This window comes from Streptomyces sp. NPDC101152 (genome assembly GCF_044768275.1).
Lineage (GTDB): Bacteria > Actinomycetota > Actinomycetes > Streptomycetales > Streptomycetaceae > Streptomyces.
The window spans coordinates 1-15,442 of the sequence record NZ_JBIWPO010000070.1 but is presented as its reverse complement, the minus strand read 5'-3'; the positions used below and the strand labels follow the sequence as shown (position 1 = coordinate 15,442).

9 protein-coding genes and 4 pseudogenes are annotated in these 15,442 nt (G+C 68.0%); 7 read left to right on the top strand and 6 right to left on the bottom strand.

What is annotated here, in order from left to right; genetic code table 11:
* Positions 1-196: 196 nt before the first annotated feature.
* Positions 197-1,084 (bottom strand): YceI family protein, encoded by an 888-nt coding sequence (locus ACIRVK_RS41580; protein ID WP_404256706.1) that lies wholly within the window; start codon positions 1,082-1,084, stop codon positions 197-199.
* Between the two features lie 515 nt (positions 1,085-1,599).
* Here ACIRVK_RS41580 and ACIRVK_RS41575 point away from each other — a divergent pair.
* The 6 genes and pseudogenes from ACIRVK_RS41575 (at position 1,600) to ACIRVK_RS41550 (ending at position 6,987) form a co-directional block, all read left to right on the top strand.
* Positions 1,600-2,743 (top strand): annotated as a pseudogene (locus ACIRVK_RS41575) (IS3 family transposase).
* 114 nt (positions 2,744-2,857) lie between these two features.
* Positions 2,858-3,110: pseudogene (locus ACIRVK_RS41570) on the top strand (transposase); the annotation flags it as partial.
* A 550-nt stretch (positions 3,111-3,660) separates the two neighbouring features.
* Positions 3,661-3,960, top strand: coding sequence for a hypothetical protein (locus tag ACIRVK_RS41565; protein WP_404256704.1), 300 nt, complete (start codon positions 3,661-3,663; stop codon positions 3,958-3,960).
* A 27-nt stretch (positions 3,961-3,987) separates the two neighbouring features.
* Positions 3,988-4,662, top strand: coding sequence for a winged helix-turn-helix domain-containing protein (locus tag ACIRVK_RS41560; RefSeq protein ID WP_404256702.1), 675 nt, complete (start codon positions 3,988-3,990; stop codon positions 4,660-4,662).
* Between the two features lie 80 nt (positions 4,663-4,742).
* Positions 4,743-6,086, top strand: a complete 1,344-nt coding sequence (locus ACIRVK_RS41555) for a sensor histidine kinase (protein WP_404256700.1) — start codon at positions 4,743-4,745, stop codon at positions 6,084-6,086.
* Positions 6,087-6,132: 46 nt separating this feature from the next.
* Positions 6,133-6,987, top strand: coding sequence for an endo alpha-1,4 polygalactosaminidase (locus ACIRVK_RS41550; RefSeq protein WP_404256698.1), 855 nt, complete (start codon positions 6,133-6,135; stop codon positions 6,985-6,987).
* 87 nt (positions 6,988-7,074) lie between these two features.
* On the opposite strand, the pseudogene ACIRVK_RS41545 reads toward ACIRVK_RS41550, so the two are convergent.
* From ACIRVK_RS41545 to istA, 3 genes and pseudogenes are all read right to left on the bottom strand, one after another.
* Positions 7,075-8,227 (bottom strand): annotated as a pseudogene (locus ACIRVK_RS41545) (RNA-guided endonuclease InsQ/TnpB family protein).
* 216 nt (positions 8,228-8,443) lie between these two features.
* Entirely contained in the window at positions 8,444-9,250 is an 807-nt protein-coding gene (gene istB, locus ACIRVK_RS41540; RefSeq protein WP_404256696.1) for an IS21-like element helper ATPase IstB, read from the bottom strand.
* Entirely contained in the window at positions 9,250-10,500 is a 1,251-nt protein-coding gene (istA, locus tag ACIRVK_RS41535; RefSeq protein WP_404256694.1) for an IS21 family transposase, read from the bottom strand. Before istA ends, istB begins: the two co-directional genes overlap by 1 nt.
* Positions 10,501-10,759: 259 nt before the next feature.
* On the opposite strand from istA, the pseudogene ACIRVK_RS41530 reads away from it, so the two are divergent.
* Positions 10,760-11,116, top strand: a pseudogene (locus tag ACIRVK_RS41530) (transposase); the annotation flags it as partial.
* On the opposite strand, the gene ACIRVK_RS41525 reads toward ACIRVK_RS41530, so the two are convergent.
* Both ACIRVK_RS41525 and ACIRVK_RS41520 read right to left on the bottom strand, forming a co-directional pair.
* Positions 11,109-11,444, bottom strand: a complete 336-nt coding sequence (locus ACIRVK_RS41525; RefSeq protein ID WP_404256692.1) for an ankyrin repeat domain-containing protein — start codon at positions 11,442-11,444, stop codon at positions 11,109-11,111. The pseudogene ACIRVK_RS41530 and the gene ACIRVK_RS41525 sit on opposite strands and share 8 nt — an antisense overlap.
* Positions 11,445-11,957: 513 nt before the next feature.
* The gene (locus tag ACIRVK_RS41520) at positions 11,958-15,203 is read right to left on the bottom strand and encodes a tectonin domain-containing protein (protein ID WP_404256690.1); all 3,246 of its coding nucleotides are present in this window, start codon (positions 15,201-15,203) and stop codon (positions 11,958-11,960) included.
* Positions 15,204-15,442 lie beyond the last annotated feature (239 nt).

Below are 15,442 nucleotides of genomic sequence, written 5' to 3'. Positions count from 1 at the left end.
GAGTCGAGACTTCGAACACCTCCCTCAACAGCACGGCCCTGTGCGTTGCGGCCCACCCATCCGTCACCCGATCGATGACCACTCTCAAAGAGTTCATTGTGTTCGCACCTGCTGCCGGCGCCCGGTCCGGAACGCAGGAGAGCCGCGTACGGGACCGGTCGGGTCCGTACACGACTCCGTGGAGTTCGCCTCTGCGTTACTTGAATTCCAGCTTGGTGCCCTTGGGGACGATCTGGATGTCCAGGTCGACCTTGATGTTCGAGCCGACCACGGCGATGTTGCGCGCCAGCATGGTCTGCCAGTTGATGTCGTAGTCCTCGCGGTGCAGTTCGGTCGTGGCGTGGATGGCGGCGCGGGTCTCGCCCTCCATGCCCACCCGCACGCCGTTGTACTGCGCGTCGAGGGTCACCGTGCGGGTCACCCCGTGGAGGGTGAGACCGCCCGTGATCGCCCAGTTCTGGCCGCCGCGGTGCACGAAGCGGTCGCTGTAGAACTCCAGGGTCGGGAAGTTCTCCACGTCGAGGAAGTCCCCGGACCGCAGGTGGTTGTCACGCATTTTGACGTTGGTGTCGATCGATGCCGCGTCGATGACGACGTGCATCGCGGTGTGCTCCATGGTGTTGCCGACCCTGATGGCCCCGGCAAAGTTGCCGAAGCTGCCGTACACGCGGCCGAGACCGATGTGGCGGGCGGTGAAGCCTATTCGGGTGTGCGCGGCCTCGATCTCCCACTCGCCCGGTTCGGGCAGGGGCAGCGTGGGCGCGACATGCAGGGTGAGGTCGCCGAGCGCAACGGGCGCACCTCCCTCTCGCACGGACGCGTGTCCCAGGTGCGCGGCGAAGCCGTCCGCCGAGACCGACATGCGGTACTCGCCGACGGGGACCACGACGAGGCCCCAGCCGTACGGGTCCGTCTCCCCTGCGACGACCTTGCGCCCCTGGCTGTCGTTCAGCGTGTACTGCGCCTGCACCAGGGGCTCACCGACCGAGTCGATGACGCGGAAGCTGAGGAGGCCCGCACTCTGCGGCACCGAGAGACCGGCGAGCGCGCCCTTCTTCTGGTTCGCGATTTTTCGTCTGCCCAACAAGTGCCTGATCAATTTTCGCGTGTCCCTGTACGAACGTTTCTACGAGCGGTGGCGCGCCCCGCTCCTGTCAAAACTGCTGGACGGAAAGGTAATTGGCCGACACCCTGCGCAGCCCGGCGCCAGCATAGACCGGTATGAGCAAGTAATTTCGCACAGGCAATCGATCCCCCACCCGGTGCTTCAGCGGGGTCGGGGCCGCCCGACCCCTGCAACCAGGGCCGACGTCCGGCTGCACGGGCACGCCGCGCTCTCGTCGGCGCGCCTTTGCTCACACAATCTCCAGGCGATTTTCACTCACGTCGCGTCAGCTGCACTGTGCAGTCAATCGCCAAAGGCCGTCCTCGCCCTGGAGCGGCAATGCTGAAAGAGCTCAGTAATGTCGGGTCATGCCAGGAGACGGTGGTCGCGCCGGTGTGATCTGACCCCGGATTCGTGGAGTCCTTGGTATGCCCCGGATCTGATGGAGTCGGGTTGCTGGACAATTGACCGTCCAGCAGCCTTCGGAGGCCGTGATGCCCCGCAGCTATCCGCCCGGATTCCGCCGCAAGGTTCTCGATCTCGTCGCATCCGGAAGGAAGGTCGCCGAGGCCGCCCGGCTCCTCGGCATCAGCGACCAGACGATCCATGTCGGGCGTCGCCAGCACCTCATCGATACAGGGCAGTTGCCCGGTACGAACAGCAGCGACCTGTCCGAGCTCGCTGCAGCCCGCAAGCGTATCGCCGAGCTGGAGGCCGAGTTGGCCATCCACCGGCGGGCTGCCGAACTGCTGGGCGAGGTGACGCCCCCAAAAGACGGCTCGAAGCCATCCGCGTGATGCCTCGCGAGCACCTGCCGGTGCAGCTGGCCTGCCGGGTCCTGCATGTCGCCGAGTCCGGGTACTACGCCTGGCGAGACCGTCCGCCGTCGAACCGCCTGGTCAAGCACGCCTGGTTGACCGAGGCCATCGTGGGCATCCATACCGCCTCCCGCGGCACCTACGGTTCCCGCCGGGTGCACGCAGAGCTCGCTCTGGGCCTGAGCATCCATGTCAGCCACGGCACCGTGGAGCTGCTGATGCAGCGCGCCGGCCTGCACGGCCTGCCCGGCAACCGGCGCCCCCGCGCCAAGCACGTGACCCCATCCGTCACTGACCTGGTGGAGCGGAACTTCACCCGTCACGCCGGGACCAGTTATGGGTCACGGACATCACCGAGCACCCCACCTGGGAGGGCAAGGTGTACCGCGCGGTCGTCCTGGACACGTTCTCGCGGCGCGTGGTGGGCTGGCCGATCGACGCCTCGCCCACTGCGGCGTTGACCACCAACGCCCTGGCCATGGCCATCGGCGACCGCTCCCCGCGGCCCGGTGGCACCATCATCCACTCCGATCACGGAGTGCAGTTCGGGTCCTGGGTGTTCACCCAGCGCGCGTGGGCCTCCGGCCTGCTGCCCTCGATGGGCTCCATCGGGGACTGCGTGGACAACGCGACGATGGAGTCCTTCTGGGCCCGGGTCCAGGTCGAACTGCTCAACCGCAGACGGTGGCGGACGCGTCTGGAGCTGTCCACCGCGCTCTTCGAGTACCTGGAAATCTTCCACAACCGACAGCACAGGCACTCCGCGCTGGGCATGCTCAGCCCGGTGGAGTACGAACTCCGCACCCCGCCAGTAGCCTGAAACCAAGCAACTCGACTCCACCCAACTCGGGACAGTCCGCCGGACTCCACGAAACTCGGGGCAGCTCAAGGCGTGTGAACCGGACCGATCGGCTTCATGCAATGCCCCTGGCCAGGGGACGAACTGGAAGATCCGGAATGCGCGGCGGATCATCAGGCGCTCGGCCGGTCCCGCGGCGGGCTGACCACCAAGGTCCACCTCGCCTGTGCCGGTCGGGGCCTGCCCCTGGCCGTCCTCTCGTCACGCCCGGCAACGTCAACGACTCCACCGCCTTCGACGCAGTCCTGGACGCGGCGAGAGTGCCCCGGGCCGACCGCACCGCCGGCCCAACGCGGTCATCGCCGACAAAGCGTATTCATGTCCAGCTGCACCAGGCCCGGACGCGCCTGCTGCGAAAGCGGCTGTGAACGCGGTTCGCTGACCCAATGTCATCAGGTCCCGCTGCCTGGCAGACGGTGACCGCAGCGACGGCAGGCCTGACGACTGTGCCCACGTCGTTCTCGATTTCAGTAAGAGAAGCCTATTCAATTCTTGCCTTCCCCGTTGAGCCGGGCACTCCTCCGCCCCCGTAATCACCGGTGCCACACAGACACAAGTCGGCAGCATCACGGGGCTGTTGACGCCTGATCAGATTGGAGGGCCCGTCATGTCCTTCGCCAAGATCACGTTGGCCAAGAAGGCCAAGAAGAAGGAAGACCACGCCGCAAAAGGCAAGCACCACCACAAGAAGAAGCACCACCGCAAGCACAAGAAGCACGCATGCTAGAGGCTCGGCATCGTAAGAACACGATCGCATGACAACGCCGTGCCGGGGTTTGTGCGCACCATGTGCGTAAAAGCCCTGGCACGCGCCGGTTCCCGCCAAACCACGGCGCCAGAGGACGAACTCCGTGTCGTCGCTCCCCGGGAGGTTGCGAATGGCGTCGGTCGATGGGCTGCTGGAACGGCACGAGCTGGCGGCTCGGCGTCGAGTCGACGGATTGCGTGAGGAAGCCGATCACATCCAGGCCGAGCAGGAATGGCAGGAGTGGGCGATCGCCCGCAGACGAGTGGCCACCGTCCTCGCTCCGGACGACGGTAACATCGCTGATCGGCGCAACCACACGGCGGTGGACGGCCTGAACCCGCAGCATCGCAGGGGGTGGCATATCAAGCGCTCCAGTCGGCGCGTACGATGTCGTACTGCTGCTTCACACGCCCCGCCGGGCAATCGGTGACCAGCGCCACACCAAGGACATCGACACATGCGTGTGCTTCTCGTCGAGGACGACCCTGATCTCCGGGACACGATCGCGGCCGGACTGAAGGGAGCCGGATACGCCGTCGACGCCGTCTCCGACTGGCCGGACGCCGACATCCTGATCGACCTCGCCCCCTATGACTGCCTGGTCCTGGACCGGCTCGTGTCCTCAGGCGATACCCTGTATGCGCTCGCGGAACGCCGGCGCGCCGGGTGGACAGTCCCCGTGCTGTGCCTGACCGCACTGCACACCCTCGCCGACCGAGTCGACGGGTTCCGGCTCGGCGTCGACGACTACCTGCCCAAGCCGTTCGCCATGGTTGAACTTGTCATGCGGGTCAACAGCCTGGCCCGCCGCGCAGCCGGGCGTCTGCCGGTCTACTTGCGTCACGGTGACATCGAACTGGACGAGGCCCGCCGCGAGGTTCGCCGAGAGGGCGTGCTTCTCTCTCTCACTCCCAAAGAGTACGCAGTCCTGCGTCACCTCCTCGTCCTCGAGGGGTCGGTGGCGACCCGCAGCTCGCTGATCGAGCACTGCTGGGACGAGATGGCCGACCCAGTTTCCAATGTGGTTGACGCGGTCATAGCCGGGCTGCGGCGCAAACTCGGTGCCCCCCCGGTCATCCGGACCGTACGCGGACAAGGATTCTGCTTGGCGGCCGCCGAGGGCAGCCCGTGAAGCGCCGGAGACCCGCGGGGCAGCCAGTACGAACGGCCCGCCGCAGCCGCCCGGTCGGGCGCGGCAAACACCGAACCGAGGTGACATTGCTGTCGTCGGTGGGCGGCGCCTCCGCGTGGCGGCTGCGGCGCCTCCAGGTCCGCCTCACTGTCGCCTACACCCTGACCATGCTGGCCGGTGTCGGCGCTCTGTCGTGGCTGGTGATCCGTACCGACGCGCGCTCCCTGCAATCGGCCGAGTACGAGGAGCTGTACCGGCGGGCGTCGGTCAGCGCCTCGCTGGTCTACTACGACGACCACGACAGACTTCAGCTCGACGGACTGCGCGACGACGACGCCACAACCGGCCCCGTCCAGGTCGGCGTCATCCGTACCGAGCCCGACGGTGGCCTCTCCACCATCTACACGTCCTTCGGCCGCAGACTGTTGGTATCCGACGCCGAGAGCGGGCGGATCGCCCACGCGGCGATGCGAGCGGACACCACGGTACGCAGTGACGGCCGCACCCTCGACGGCCATGCCGTCTACCTGCTGGCCCTGCCCTTCTATCACGACGGGAGCGGCAAGACGGCCGGCGCCGTTGTGGCCATCGGCAGTCAGGAGCAGAGCCACGCCCAGCACGAGCGGTTGAAGACCGCCGTGCTCTTCGGCTCCGCGGCCCTCACCTGCCTGGCCGCGGTGTCCGGCCACCTGATCTCCGGACGAAGCCTGCGGCCCGCCTGGCAGTCGCTCGAAGCCCAGGAACGGCTCCTCGCCGACACCGCGCACGAACTGCGCACTCCCGTCGCGATCATGCGCGGCTCCGTCGACATCGCCGGCATGGACCCTCGCGGCCTCCAACTCCACATGCCCCGCATCCGACGCGCCATCGACCGGCTGACCGACGTGGTCGACAACGTGCTCGTACGCGGCAGACTCCAGACGGCACCCGACACCTTCGAGCCCGTACCCTTGCGCCTGGACCAGCTGGTGGAGCAGATCTGCGACGAGGCGCCCCGCAACGGGCACCGGCTGAACCTCGACTTGCACAACGCGGTGGTCGACGCCGACCCTGCGCTCGTCCGCGTCGCCGTACGCAACCTGCTGGACAACGCGTTCCGCCACGGCGCAACGCCCGGGGACCCCGACCGCCACGCCGACGTCGATGTCTCCGTGCGCGACGCCACCGTGAGCGTCGCCGACCGCGGTCCGGGCGTGCAGCCAGCCGACCTGCCCGACCTGATGAAACGATTCCGCTCACCGGGGGGCGGGACAGGCATCGGCCTGGCCCTGGTACAGGAGGTGGCGGTCGCTCATGGAGGGTCGATCACCGTCGCGCCCCGCTCCGGCGGAGGTTCCGTGTTCCTCCTGCGGCTGAACAGTACCCGCAGGCCGAAATGGCGGCTGCGGCACCCCACCACCCGCTCACAAAAATCTCATGAATGACATCGCATGATGCTCACGTAGGCCTGATGCATATACAGGAGCACGCATGTCGAAGCACACCAGCGTTCCGTTTCACCGACGCAACAGCACCGCTGCCGCAGCTGCCGCCGGCGCCGTAGCTCTCATCGGCGCCGGCCTGCTGTTCTCCGACGCGTTCGCGGCTGACCCGGCTCCGGCCGCCAAGCCTGTGCTGCCGAAGGCGAACGCGACATTCGATTACCAGATCGGCGCGCCTTACACGCCGGCCTCAGGAGTGAAGGTCATCTCGCGGGATCGCTCGGCGAAGCCGGCCAAGGGGCTGTACAACATCTGCTACGTCAACGCGTTCCAGGCCCAGCCCGACGCGCTGAGCTGGTGGCAGAAGAACCACCCCGGTCTGATCCTGAAGGACAAGAACAACCACACGGTCATGGACGAGAACTGGGGCGAGGCGCTCCTGGACACTTCGACCGAGGCAAAGCGCAACGAGTTGGCCGCCATCGTCGGCCGGTGGATCGACGGCTGCGCCAAGAGCGGCTTCCAGGCCGTCGAACCAGACAACCTGGACTCCTACGAGCGGTCCAAGGGTCTCCTGACAAAAACCGACAACTCCGCCTTCGCCAAGCTGATCGTCCAGAAGGCACACGCCAAAGGCCTGGCCATCGGCCAGAAGAACACCGCCGAGATGCTCTCCGAGCACACCAAGACAGGTTTCGACTTCGCCGTCGCCGAAGAGTGCGCGGAATACAACGAGTGCGGTTCCTACGCCAAGGCGTACGACAACCGGGTCTACGTCATCGAGTACGAAGACGACGGCTTCCACAAGGCCTGCTCCAGCTGGGGCAAGTCGCTGAGCATCGTGCAGCGCGACCGAGACGTCACCGCCCCGGGCTCCGACGACTACACCTTCCGGACCTGCTGACTGCGGTCAACTTGACCCGGCCCTACGGGCCGGGCTTGGAGGTAGTGCCCAGCTGGCTGCTGGGTTGACTCCTCCGTCCAGCCACCCCTATCGGGTGGCAGGGGCGCGTGACTCACGCCCCGCGTTCCACACGCTCTCGCCACGGGTGGCGATGTTGTGGGAAGCGTTCCGGTCCGCGTGGGCAACGACCCCGCACCCCCGGCAGATGAAGAGTCCCTGGTCGACACGGTTGCGTTTGTCGACGTGGCCGCACTGGGCGCATGCCTGGGACGTGTACCGGGGGTCGACGAAGACCAGGGGCACGCCGGCCCGCTTGGCCTTGTAGACGATGAAGTCTGCGAGCTGGGCGAAGGCCCAGGCATGGAGTGCGACCCGTTGGGGCTTGCGGAGCCGTACCCGGTTGCGGATGCCCTTGAGTTCTTCCAGGGACAGGCCGCGTCCGGTGCGTTCAGCCTCGGTCACGATCGTCTTGGAGATGATGTGGTTCTGGTTGGCGGCGTGCCGCGCCTCTTTGCGGGCACGGGCCTTGAGCCGCCGTCGGGCGCTCTTGGTGTGCTTCTTCTGGAGCTTGGCCCGTAGGGCACGCTGTCGCTTGCGGTACCGGTTGAGCCCCCGGCCGGCGGCGAGGTAGCAGGTGGATGTGGTGGCGATGTTGACGATGCCGAGGTCGACGCCGATGAAGCAGTCCGGCTCGTAGGGCTCGGCCTCGGGAACCTCGCACGTGGCCATCAGGTAGAACACGCCGTCACGCTCGATCAGGTCGCACTCGCCCTTGCGGTAGGCCTGGAGCACCTTCAGCGCGTCCGCCGAGCACATGAACCGCACGCCCTTCAACCGGCCTTCGATGGTCCAGATCGACACCGTCCGCAGGTCGTACTGCCAGCTCAAACACCGGTCGTCATACGGCTGCGCGGCCTCGGGCCGGAACATGATCGGCTTCGGCTCCGCCTTGCGGCGGCGCTTCGACTGCGGCGTGCCGAGATTCCCGGCCCGGACGTTCGCCTTCAAGGTGGTGTACAAGTCGCGCACCTTCTTGATGACGTGTTGCGCGGCCTGCGCTCCCAGCCCACGGGCTTTGAGTTCGGCGTAGGTGTGCTTGCGCAGCTCATATTCACGCGGCACACCGTGCTCGAACGCCACCTTAGACACCCAGTTCGCGGCGTCATTGACAGTGCACAGGGTGCGCTCAAGCACGGATGCCTGCGCGGCGTCCGGCATGAGCTTTGACCTGCGTCACCATCTTCACCGGCGTGATCGTAGCGGTGCTCTACCTCACCCCGCTGAGAGTCAAATCCCCATACCCGCAGGGGCCGTAGCGTCATCCACACCCTCCACGCACACGTGCTCTTCACCCCCAGGTACTGTCGCGGACCATTCACAGCGGATGTCGGCGTCGCTTGAAATGTGAGCCGTTCCCGGCGGGTGAAAAATGACCCCCTGAGTCAGTTGATGTTGGTCATTCCCCGGTGTTGGCCGCTGGAACCCGACCGAGGTCGCGGCCGCGCATGCGGTAACTGTCGCCCTTTAGCGAGATCACTTCGGCATGATGGACGAGTCGGTCGATCATCGCGGCGGCGACGGTGTCGTCGCCGAAGACCTCGCCCCAGCGTCCGAAGGGCTTGTTGCTGGTCACGATCACCGAAGCGCGTTCGTAGCGGCCCGAGATGAACTGGAAGAACAGGTTCGCGGCTTCGGGCTCGAAGGGGATGTAGCCCACTTCGTCGACCACGATCAGCGGGATCCGTCCCAGTCGGGTCAACTCATCGCTGAGCTTGCCCACTTGATGGGCTTCGGCGAGGCGGGTGACCCATTGGGCAGCGGTGCCGAAGGCGACCCGGTGGCCGGCCTGGCAGGCCCGGATGCCGAGCCCGGTGGCGAGGTGGGTCTTGCCGGTGCCCGGTGGTCCCAGGAAGATCACGTTTTCCTTTCCGGCGACGAAGTCCAGCGTTCCCAGATGGGCGATGACCTCGCGTTTCACGGACCGCTGGTGATCGAAGTCGAAGTCCTCCAGCGCCTTGCGGGAGGGAAAACGGGCCGCCCGGATGCGTCCCTCGGCGCCGTGGGAGTCGCGGGCGGCGACCTCCCGCTGCAGGCATGCGGCCAGATACTCCTCGTGGCTCCAGCCCTCGTCGCGGGCCCGCTCGGCGAGCCTGGCCGCAGCGTCCCGCAGGGCCGGGGCCTTCAACGCCTTGGTCAGATAGACGAGTTCGGAGCCGACGTCGCGGCTGGTCCTGGCCTGGTTCGTGCCGTTCTTCGTGCTCATCACGCTGCCCCTTCACCCGTGCTCAGCCCGCCGTCGATGACGCCGAAGATCCGGTCGTAGGTGTCCAGCGGCCGCTCCTCGACCTCGGTCACGTCCACTGGCGCCGGTTTCGTGCCGGCGGCCTTGTTGCGGGCGGCTGCGGCAGCGGCCGCGTGGTCGGGGTCGGTGATGGTCTGGTGGCGGGCCCAGCTGCGGGCATGGCGGGCGACCTCGACGCCGTCGCAGGTCACCAGGACCTGGTCCAGGTCGGCGGCGACCTCGATGCGGCGGCCGACGGCCAGCGGGTGCACCGAGTAGTCGCAGGTGTCCAGGCGGACGTAGTGGTCCCGGGGCAGTCGCAGGGAGGCTTTCCACCAGCCCGGCGGGGCGATCGGCGGCAAGGCCAGCATCCGGGAGCGGTCCGCTTCCAGCCGGTCTGCCGGGCGGGCCTGCAAGGTGCGGTGGATGCGCCGGTTGGCCTTGGTCAGCCAGTCGGCGAGCTGGATGTTGAAGTCGGCCGGCGAGGTGAACACCCGGCCGGGAAGGAATGACGTCTCCAGATAGCCGTTGGCCCGCTCGACCAGGCCCTTGGCCTCGGGGTCCCGCGGCTTGCAGAGCAGGAACTTGATGCCGAGCAGACCGGCGAACGCGGCGAAGTCGTCGGTGAGTTGGGGTCCGCCGGACCGCCAGGAGCCGACGGCTCCCTCGTTGTCCCAGACCAGCACCCGCGGGACGGCGCCCAGCTCGGTCAGTAGCCGCCAGTGTCCGGCGATCAGGTCCGCCGCAGTCCTGGACGGCAGCATCCGCGCGGTGATCCACCGCGAGTAGCCCGCGACCATGACCAGCACCGGTGGCTGTCCGACCTGACCGAAGCCGAGCGGGATATCGGCGGGCGGGAACCACAGGTCGCACTGGCCGATCTCGCCCGGCTCATAGACCGTCCGCGAGGCCGGATCCGCAGGCCGATAGGCCGGCCGCAGGTCCCGGATGCGGTCCTTGAGCACGGTCAGGCCGCGGTCCCACCCGATCCGTTCCGCGATCACCGTCGCCGGCATCTCAGGCCATTGCTCGAGCAGTTCGCGGATCTGCGGCTCGACCGCGTCCACGATCGAGCCTTTCGGGGCTCGCTGGTACTTCGGCGGTGCGTCGTCCGCGATCGCCCTGCGGACCGTGTTCCTCGCGATCCCCAGCTTCCTCGCAATCGCCCGCACCGGCATCTGCTCGGCCCGGTGAAGCCGGCGGATCTCCGCCCAGTCCTCCACGCTGATCACCACTCCTCCCGGCCTGACTCAACGAGCCAGACCCCCGGAGGGGGTCAACTTTCAAGCGCCGCACCTGGTCCACTTTTCAGCCGTCGCCGACAAGCGGAGCTGAAGCCGTCCTGAAACTCCTCCCAGGCGCTCACACTCCGCCGGATCCGCGGAGCACATCCGCCGATCGGCTTGGGCGGCGGTGTCAACCCGGGGTTCAACCGGCTTCCACCCGCGGGCCGACGAGCAGGGCGCGCCCGCGCTCGTAGCTTCGTTAGACGGGACTGCCCTGTCCGTCGGAATCTCGGGGGCGAACCTGCGCGACAGCCAGGCACTGATCCCCCTGGTCAAGGGCATACCACCGATCCGCTCCCGCCGCAGGCGGCGACGACGCAGGCCCGACAAGCTCCACGCGGACAAAGGCTGCGACTACTCTCACCTGCGCCGAGGTTACGAGCGCGTGGCATCAAGCACCGCATCGCTCGCAAGGGGATCGAGTCCTCGCAGCGGCTGGGCCGCCACCGCTGGACCATCGAGCGCACCATGGCTCGCAGGCTGCCGCCGCCTCCACCGCCGCTATGAGCGCAAGGCCGAGCACTTCCTCGCCTTCACGAGCATTGCCTGCACCCTCATCTGATATCGGCGGCTCGTCTACTGATGTGGGCCTGCAGCAGTTTCACGGCCAGGTCGTGGCCGTAGCGATGGGCCATGTCCATGGGGGTGCGGCCGTCTGGGTCTGCGAGCTCCGGATCAGCTCCGAAGGCAAGCAACACGGCCGTGCTGTGCACAGTCAATGGGTCCCCGCTCTGCAGGGAGCCATCACCCTCAACATCGATCGCGTGCGTCAGCAGCGTCACGTTGCCGAAGACCTCGTCAGGATCGAACCCAGCGGCCAGCAACCGGGCCAGGGCCTCAGCATCCTCCTGCTCGACCGCTTGATGCGCGGGTGTCCAGTAGTCGCTCACCCAGGCATTCAACCGTCCCCACAGCCCGCCTGCCAGCGACTATCTTCGCCATCAGCCACCAATTGAGATGACGTCTTAGGCAGGGCGGTGGAGGTCTCGCGGGTGTGCCGATACACGGTGTAGCTGACAGTGCACGGCGTGAGGAAGATCAACGCGGCTGACACGTCGATGAGTACGGTCATTGCTGGCCCTCTGCGGCTCACGGGCCCGCCCGTCAGGCAGATGATTGGAACGTTCGCACACCAGATCCCCTTACCGACGTGATGATGCTCCACCCCTGCTCCCGGGGTGGAGCATCATCTCCCTGCGGCCGCATTCCGGAACCGGTGAGCGACACCATCACACGTCGGGGCAGCCGAGTTGAACTCCCCCGGCGCGAGCACCTACGACTGCGGGGACAGGGCTGAGGCCGCGGGAGGCGGGCCGGCCGAGGCCCTGCGGATCCGTGACAAGGTCATTCGAGGGTGCCGACGGCGCCTGCGAACGGGCCAACTCCCTGCACACGACGACCGGTCACGCCCACAGGTGCCCGTCCGCGCCGACGACGGCCGTGAGGAAGTCGCGCTGGTACGGGACGAAGCCAACGGTGGAGGCGATCGAGGTCCGCCCGGGCTCGGCCCGGTCGTCCCACACGGTGCTCAAGCCGTCGGACTTGAGGCCACCCAGGAGGAGTGGCCCCTCCCGGGTCAGGCCCATGAGCCAGGGCTGGTAGAAGGGGTCCGGGGCGGTGTTCACCGTCAGGCCGCCGACGATCGTCTGGTCGTCCGGCGGCTGCCCGAATCCCAACCAGGCGCCGAAGCCGTCCAGGTCCCACTGGCAGAACCAGACCTGGCCGTCATCGCAGAGCACGAAGGCGACGTGAGGGGCGACCCCGAGGCTCTTGGTGACAGGGCGGCCGGAGGGCGGTGGCGTCAGGAGCGCCCACGTGCCGTTCGCATACGCCTGCTCGGTCCACACCCACAGCTGCCCGTCGTCGGTGGTCACCAGCACGCACCGCTGGCCGCTGACGACCGTGGCGCCCAGGACGGCGGTGACGGTCCGTCCCGCCTGCGGCGGCTGCACCTGTTCCCACTGGCTGGTGGGGACCTGGTTCTTGAACAGGGTGCCCTGATCCGTGCCGACGAACACGGCTGTGTCGACGGCGGGCAGTGCCGCGACGGCCGAGCTGGTGATCCGTGCGCTCCCGCCGCCGAGCGCGGGCGGCATACCGAGATCGGTCCAGTGCCACGTTTCGGCGTTGTTCTCCCACCACCGGGCCAGCACCGCCCCGGTCACGTCGAGCATGAACACGGCAGGCCCGTATGAGGAGGTGCCGGCACCGATCCCCGAGCTGATCACGGGGGCCGGGTACTCGCCCGAGCTCCACTGCCAGTCGGAGTCGCCCCGGTCCCAGCACACCCACAGGTTCTCGTCCGACCCCTTCACGAACAGGTACGGGCGCCCGTCGACAGAGGTCGCGCCGATCCCCACCGTGGCCGTCACACCGGGCGCGGGCTGGCCGAAGTCCTGCCACTCCTTGGGCCTTCGGTAGGTTTGGTCGCCCCAGGCCAGGAGGAATCCGGCCGTGGCCGCGATGGCGTAGCCGAGCAGCGCGGGGGCGCTTGCCGAGGCCAGCCCCGCATGAGCGCGGGTGAAGTTGGTGTAGGCGATGTAGACATCGGGCGGGACGATCTTGTCCAGATAGGCGCGGGAATGCCAGGCCGCCGCTTCGATGTAGCTGCCGGGAGCAGCGCCCAGCCTGGGGATGTCGAAGGCCTGCGGTCGAAACCCTTCACTGGACTGGAATTCCAGGATGTAGGCCTCATAGTCGCCGTGGAACCCCGGGAGGAACGAACTCAGCCAGGTGAAGTTGTTCGAGTGCATCGGCTGCGTGACGTCGGTCATGTAGTGCAGCGCGAGCCCGAGTCGGTAGCCGGCTCCCCCCGAGCCGTCGAGTCGGCCCTGCAGGTAGGCCTCGACCGACTGCTCGAAATAGGCAATGCCCTGCGTCAGAGCCGTGGGGTTGTCCCACCGCAGCCAGTTCCTGCCGGAGGCGGGGTCATAGAAGTGCGAGGCCCACGTGGCGTGTCCCTGGACGACGTTGTTGTAGGGAGGCACGAAATCCGCGTCGTACAGACCCTGGCACATGTTGTCGTGCAGGGGATCGCCGAGCCTGCCCGCCCCGGGGTGGAGGACCTCATCGAGCCACGCGCCGACGGGACCGCCCGCGGCCGCCGCGAGTTTGATGGCCCGGTTCACGACCCACAAGTGGGTGCTGCGCACCTCGTCGAACACGTCCTCCGCGTCCCACCCGGGCTGGTGGGGGCCGGTGCCCTGGGTGCCCTCGGACGAGCCGCCCGGCAGGTGGACGGGATCGCCCGCGGCATCGAGCGCCCACACGTTCGTCGCATCGGCGGCCGAGATCGCGACGACCTTGCCGCCGCCGCGCACCCAGACTCCGAGGTAGAGGTAGATCTCGCCAGTGCGGGCGACGGCGTACACACTGCCGCCCGGCAGCGCACTGACGTCGGTGAAGCCGGTGGCCGGGGCTTGTTCGCCCAGCGTCGACCACGCCCCCGCATCGGGTGCGTACTGGTGGGCCGTGCCCGCGGCGTCCAGTGCCGTGACCGACGCGGCATCGCCTGCGCTCACCCGGACCGCCGGTGCCGGGGGCCTGGGCAGCGGCCGCCACAGCGCCGCGGACCGGTCGAATCCGAGCACCGTGCCATCCTTGCCGACGCCCCAGATCGAACCGTCGTGTCCGGCCGCGAGCCGCACAGGACCGGACGGCTCGGCGACGACGGACCAGGCGTCCCCGGCACGCGTGAGCCGTACGACGTGCTGCTTGACATCCAGGGCCCACAGCACGTCGGCGTCAACGGCGGCGATCTCGGAGTACACGCCGTCAACGCCGGCCGGGCCCCACACGCTGGCCGTTCGCGTGTACTGATAGGCGTTCCGGTCCACGCCCAGCGCCCACGCGGACGAGATACCGCCGAGCGCGACATCGGCCAGCGCGACGGGCGGCGCGATGGGCAGCCAAGCATCATGGGCCGAGTCGAACTGGAACAGCCGGCCCGAGGCGTCCACCGTCCACACCGTCAGATCGGTGCCACACGCCACACGCGAGACCGCCGCGCCGCCCGGGCCCCCGACCTTCTGCCAGGTCTGGCCGTCATACTGAGCCAGACCGCCGACGGAGGTCACGCCCCACACCCAGCCGGCCTCAGCGGCCGCGACGTCCATGAACGGGCCATCACCCGGCAGCGGCACCCAATCCGTGCCCCGGCGCAGGTACACGGCGCCCTGCGCGGTCAGGCAGAACACACTCCCGTCCAGGGTCGCGGCGCACCGCGCGACGGCCCCGCCCAGCGGCGCCGCGACCGGGCTCCACACCTGCGTGACCGCGTCATAGGTCAGCAGCCGTCCGTCCGCGTCGACACCCCACACGGTGCCCGCCGCCCCGACCGACACCGAGACCAACCGCCCGTCGGAGACCTGGCCGACGCGCGCCCACTCATCGCGATAGGCGTAGAAGACCCCGTCCTCATCGACCGCGTACACCGCGCCGTCCGACGCCGAGCCCACGCTCACCAGCGGTGCGGGTGCCGGCCGCTCCTGCCACGACACCACGTCCTCGGTGTTGCCCAACAGCGTGCCGGACACGTCCAAGCCCCACACGGAACCGTCACCCGCCGCACTGATCCGGCTCAGCCGAAGCGCGACCCCGGCAGCTCGCGCCGACCGTCCCTCCCGGAAGCCGTCCTCGTCGTCGCTCATGTCTTCTCCCCTTGTCTGCCGCATCACAAGCCCGCGATTCGCCGGCTCTACTGGGAAGAAGGCGCAGCCGAGGATGTCGTACGGATAACTTGGCGCTTATGGATTCCCGCAGCGCCGCCGGATGGCCGGTCCGCGAACCTGACCGGGGGGTGCCCCTATCTGTTTCGTCAATCCTGGCGGGGCTGGTTCATAGGGGTTCGTGCTGGTTTTCGGGGACGTCACGCTTCGCGTGGCGTTCC

Coding starts and splice junctions, on each gene's coding strand:
- ACIRVK_RS41565 (WP_404256704.1), top strand. CDS start 3,661: ATGGCGTCGGTCGATGGGCTGCTGGAACGGCACGAGCTGGCGGCTCGG.
- ACIRVK_RS41560 (WP_404256702.1), top strand. CDS start 3,988: ATGCGTGTGCTTCTCGTCGAGGACGACCCTGATCTCCGGGACACGATC.
- ACIRVK_RS41550 (WP_404256698.1), top strand. CDS start 6,133: ATGTCGAAGCACACCAGCGTTCCGTTTCACCGACGCAACAGCACCGCT.
- istB (WP_404256696.1), bottom strand. CDS start 9,250: ATGAGCACGAAGAACGGCACGAACCAGGCCAGGACCAGCCGCGACGTC.
- ACIRVK_RS41520 (WP_404256690.1), bottom strand. CDS start 15,203: ATGAGCGACGACGAGGACGGCTTCCGGGAGGGACGGTCGGCGCGAGCT.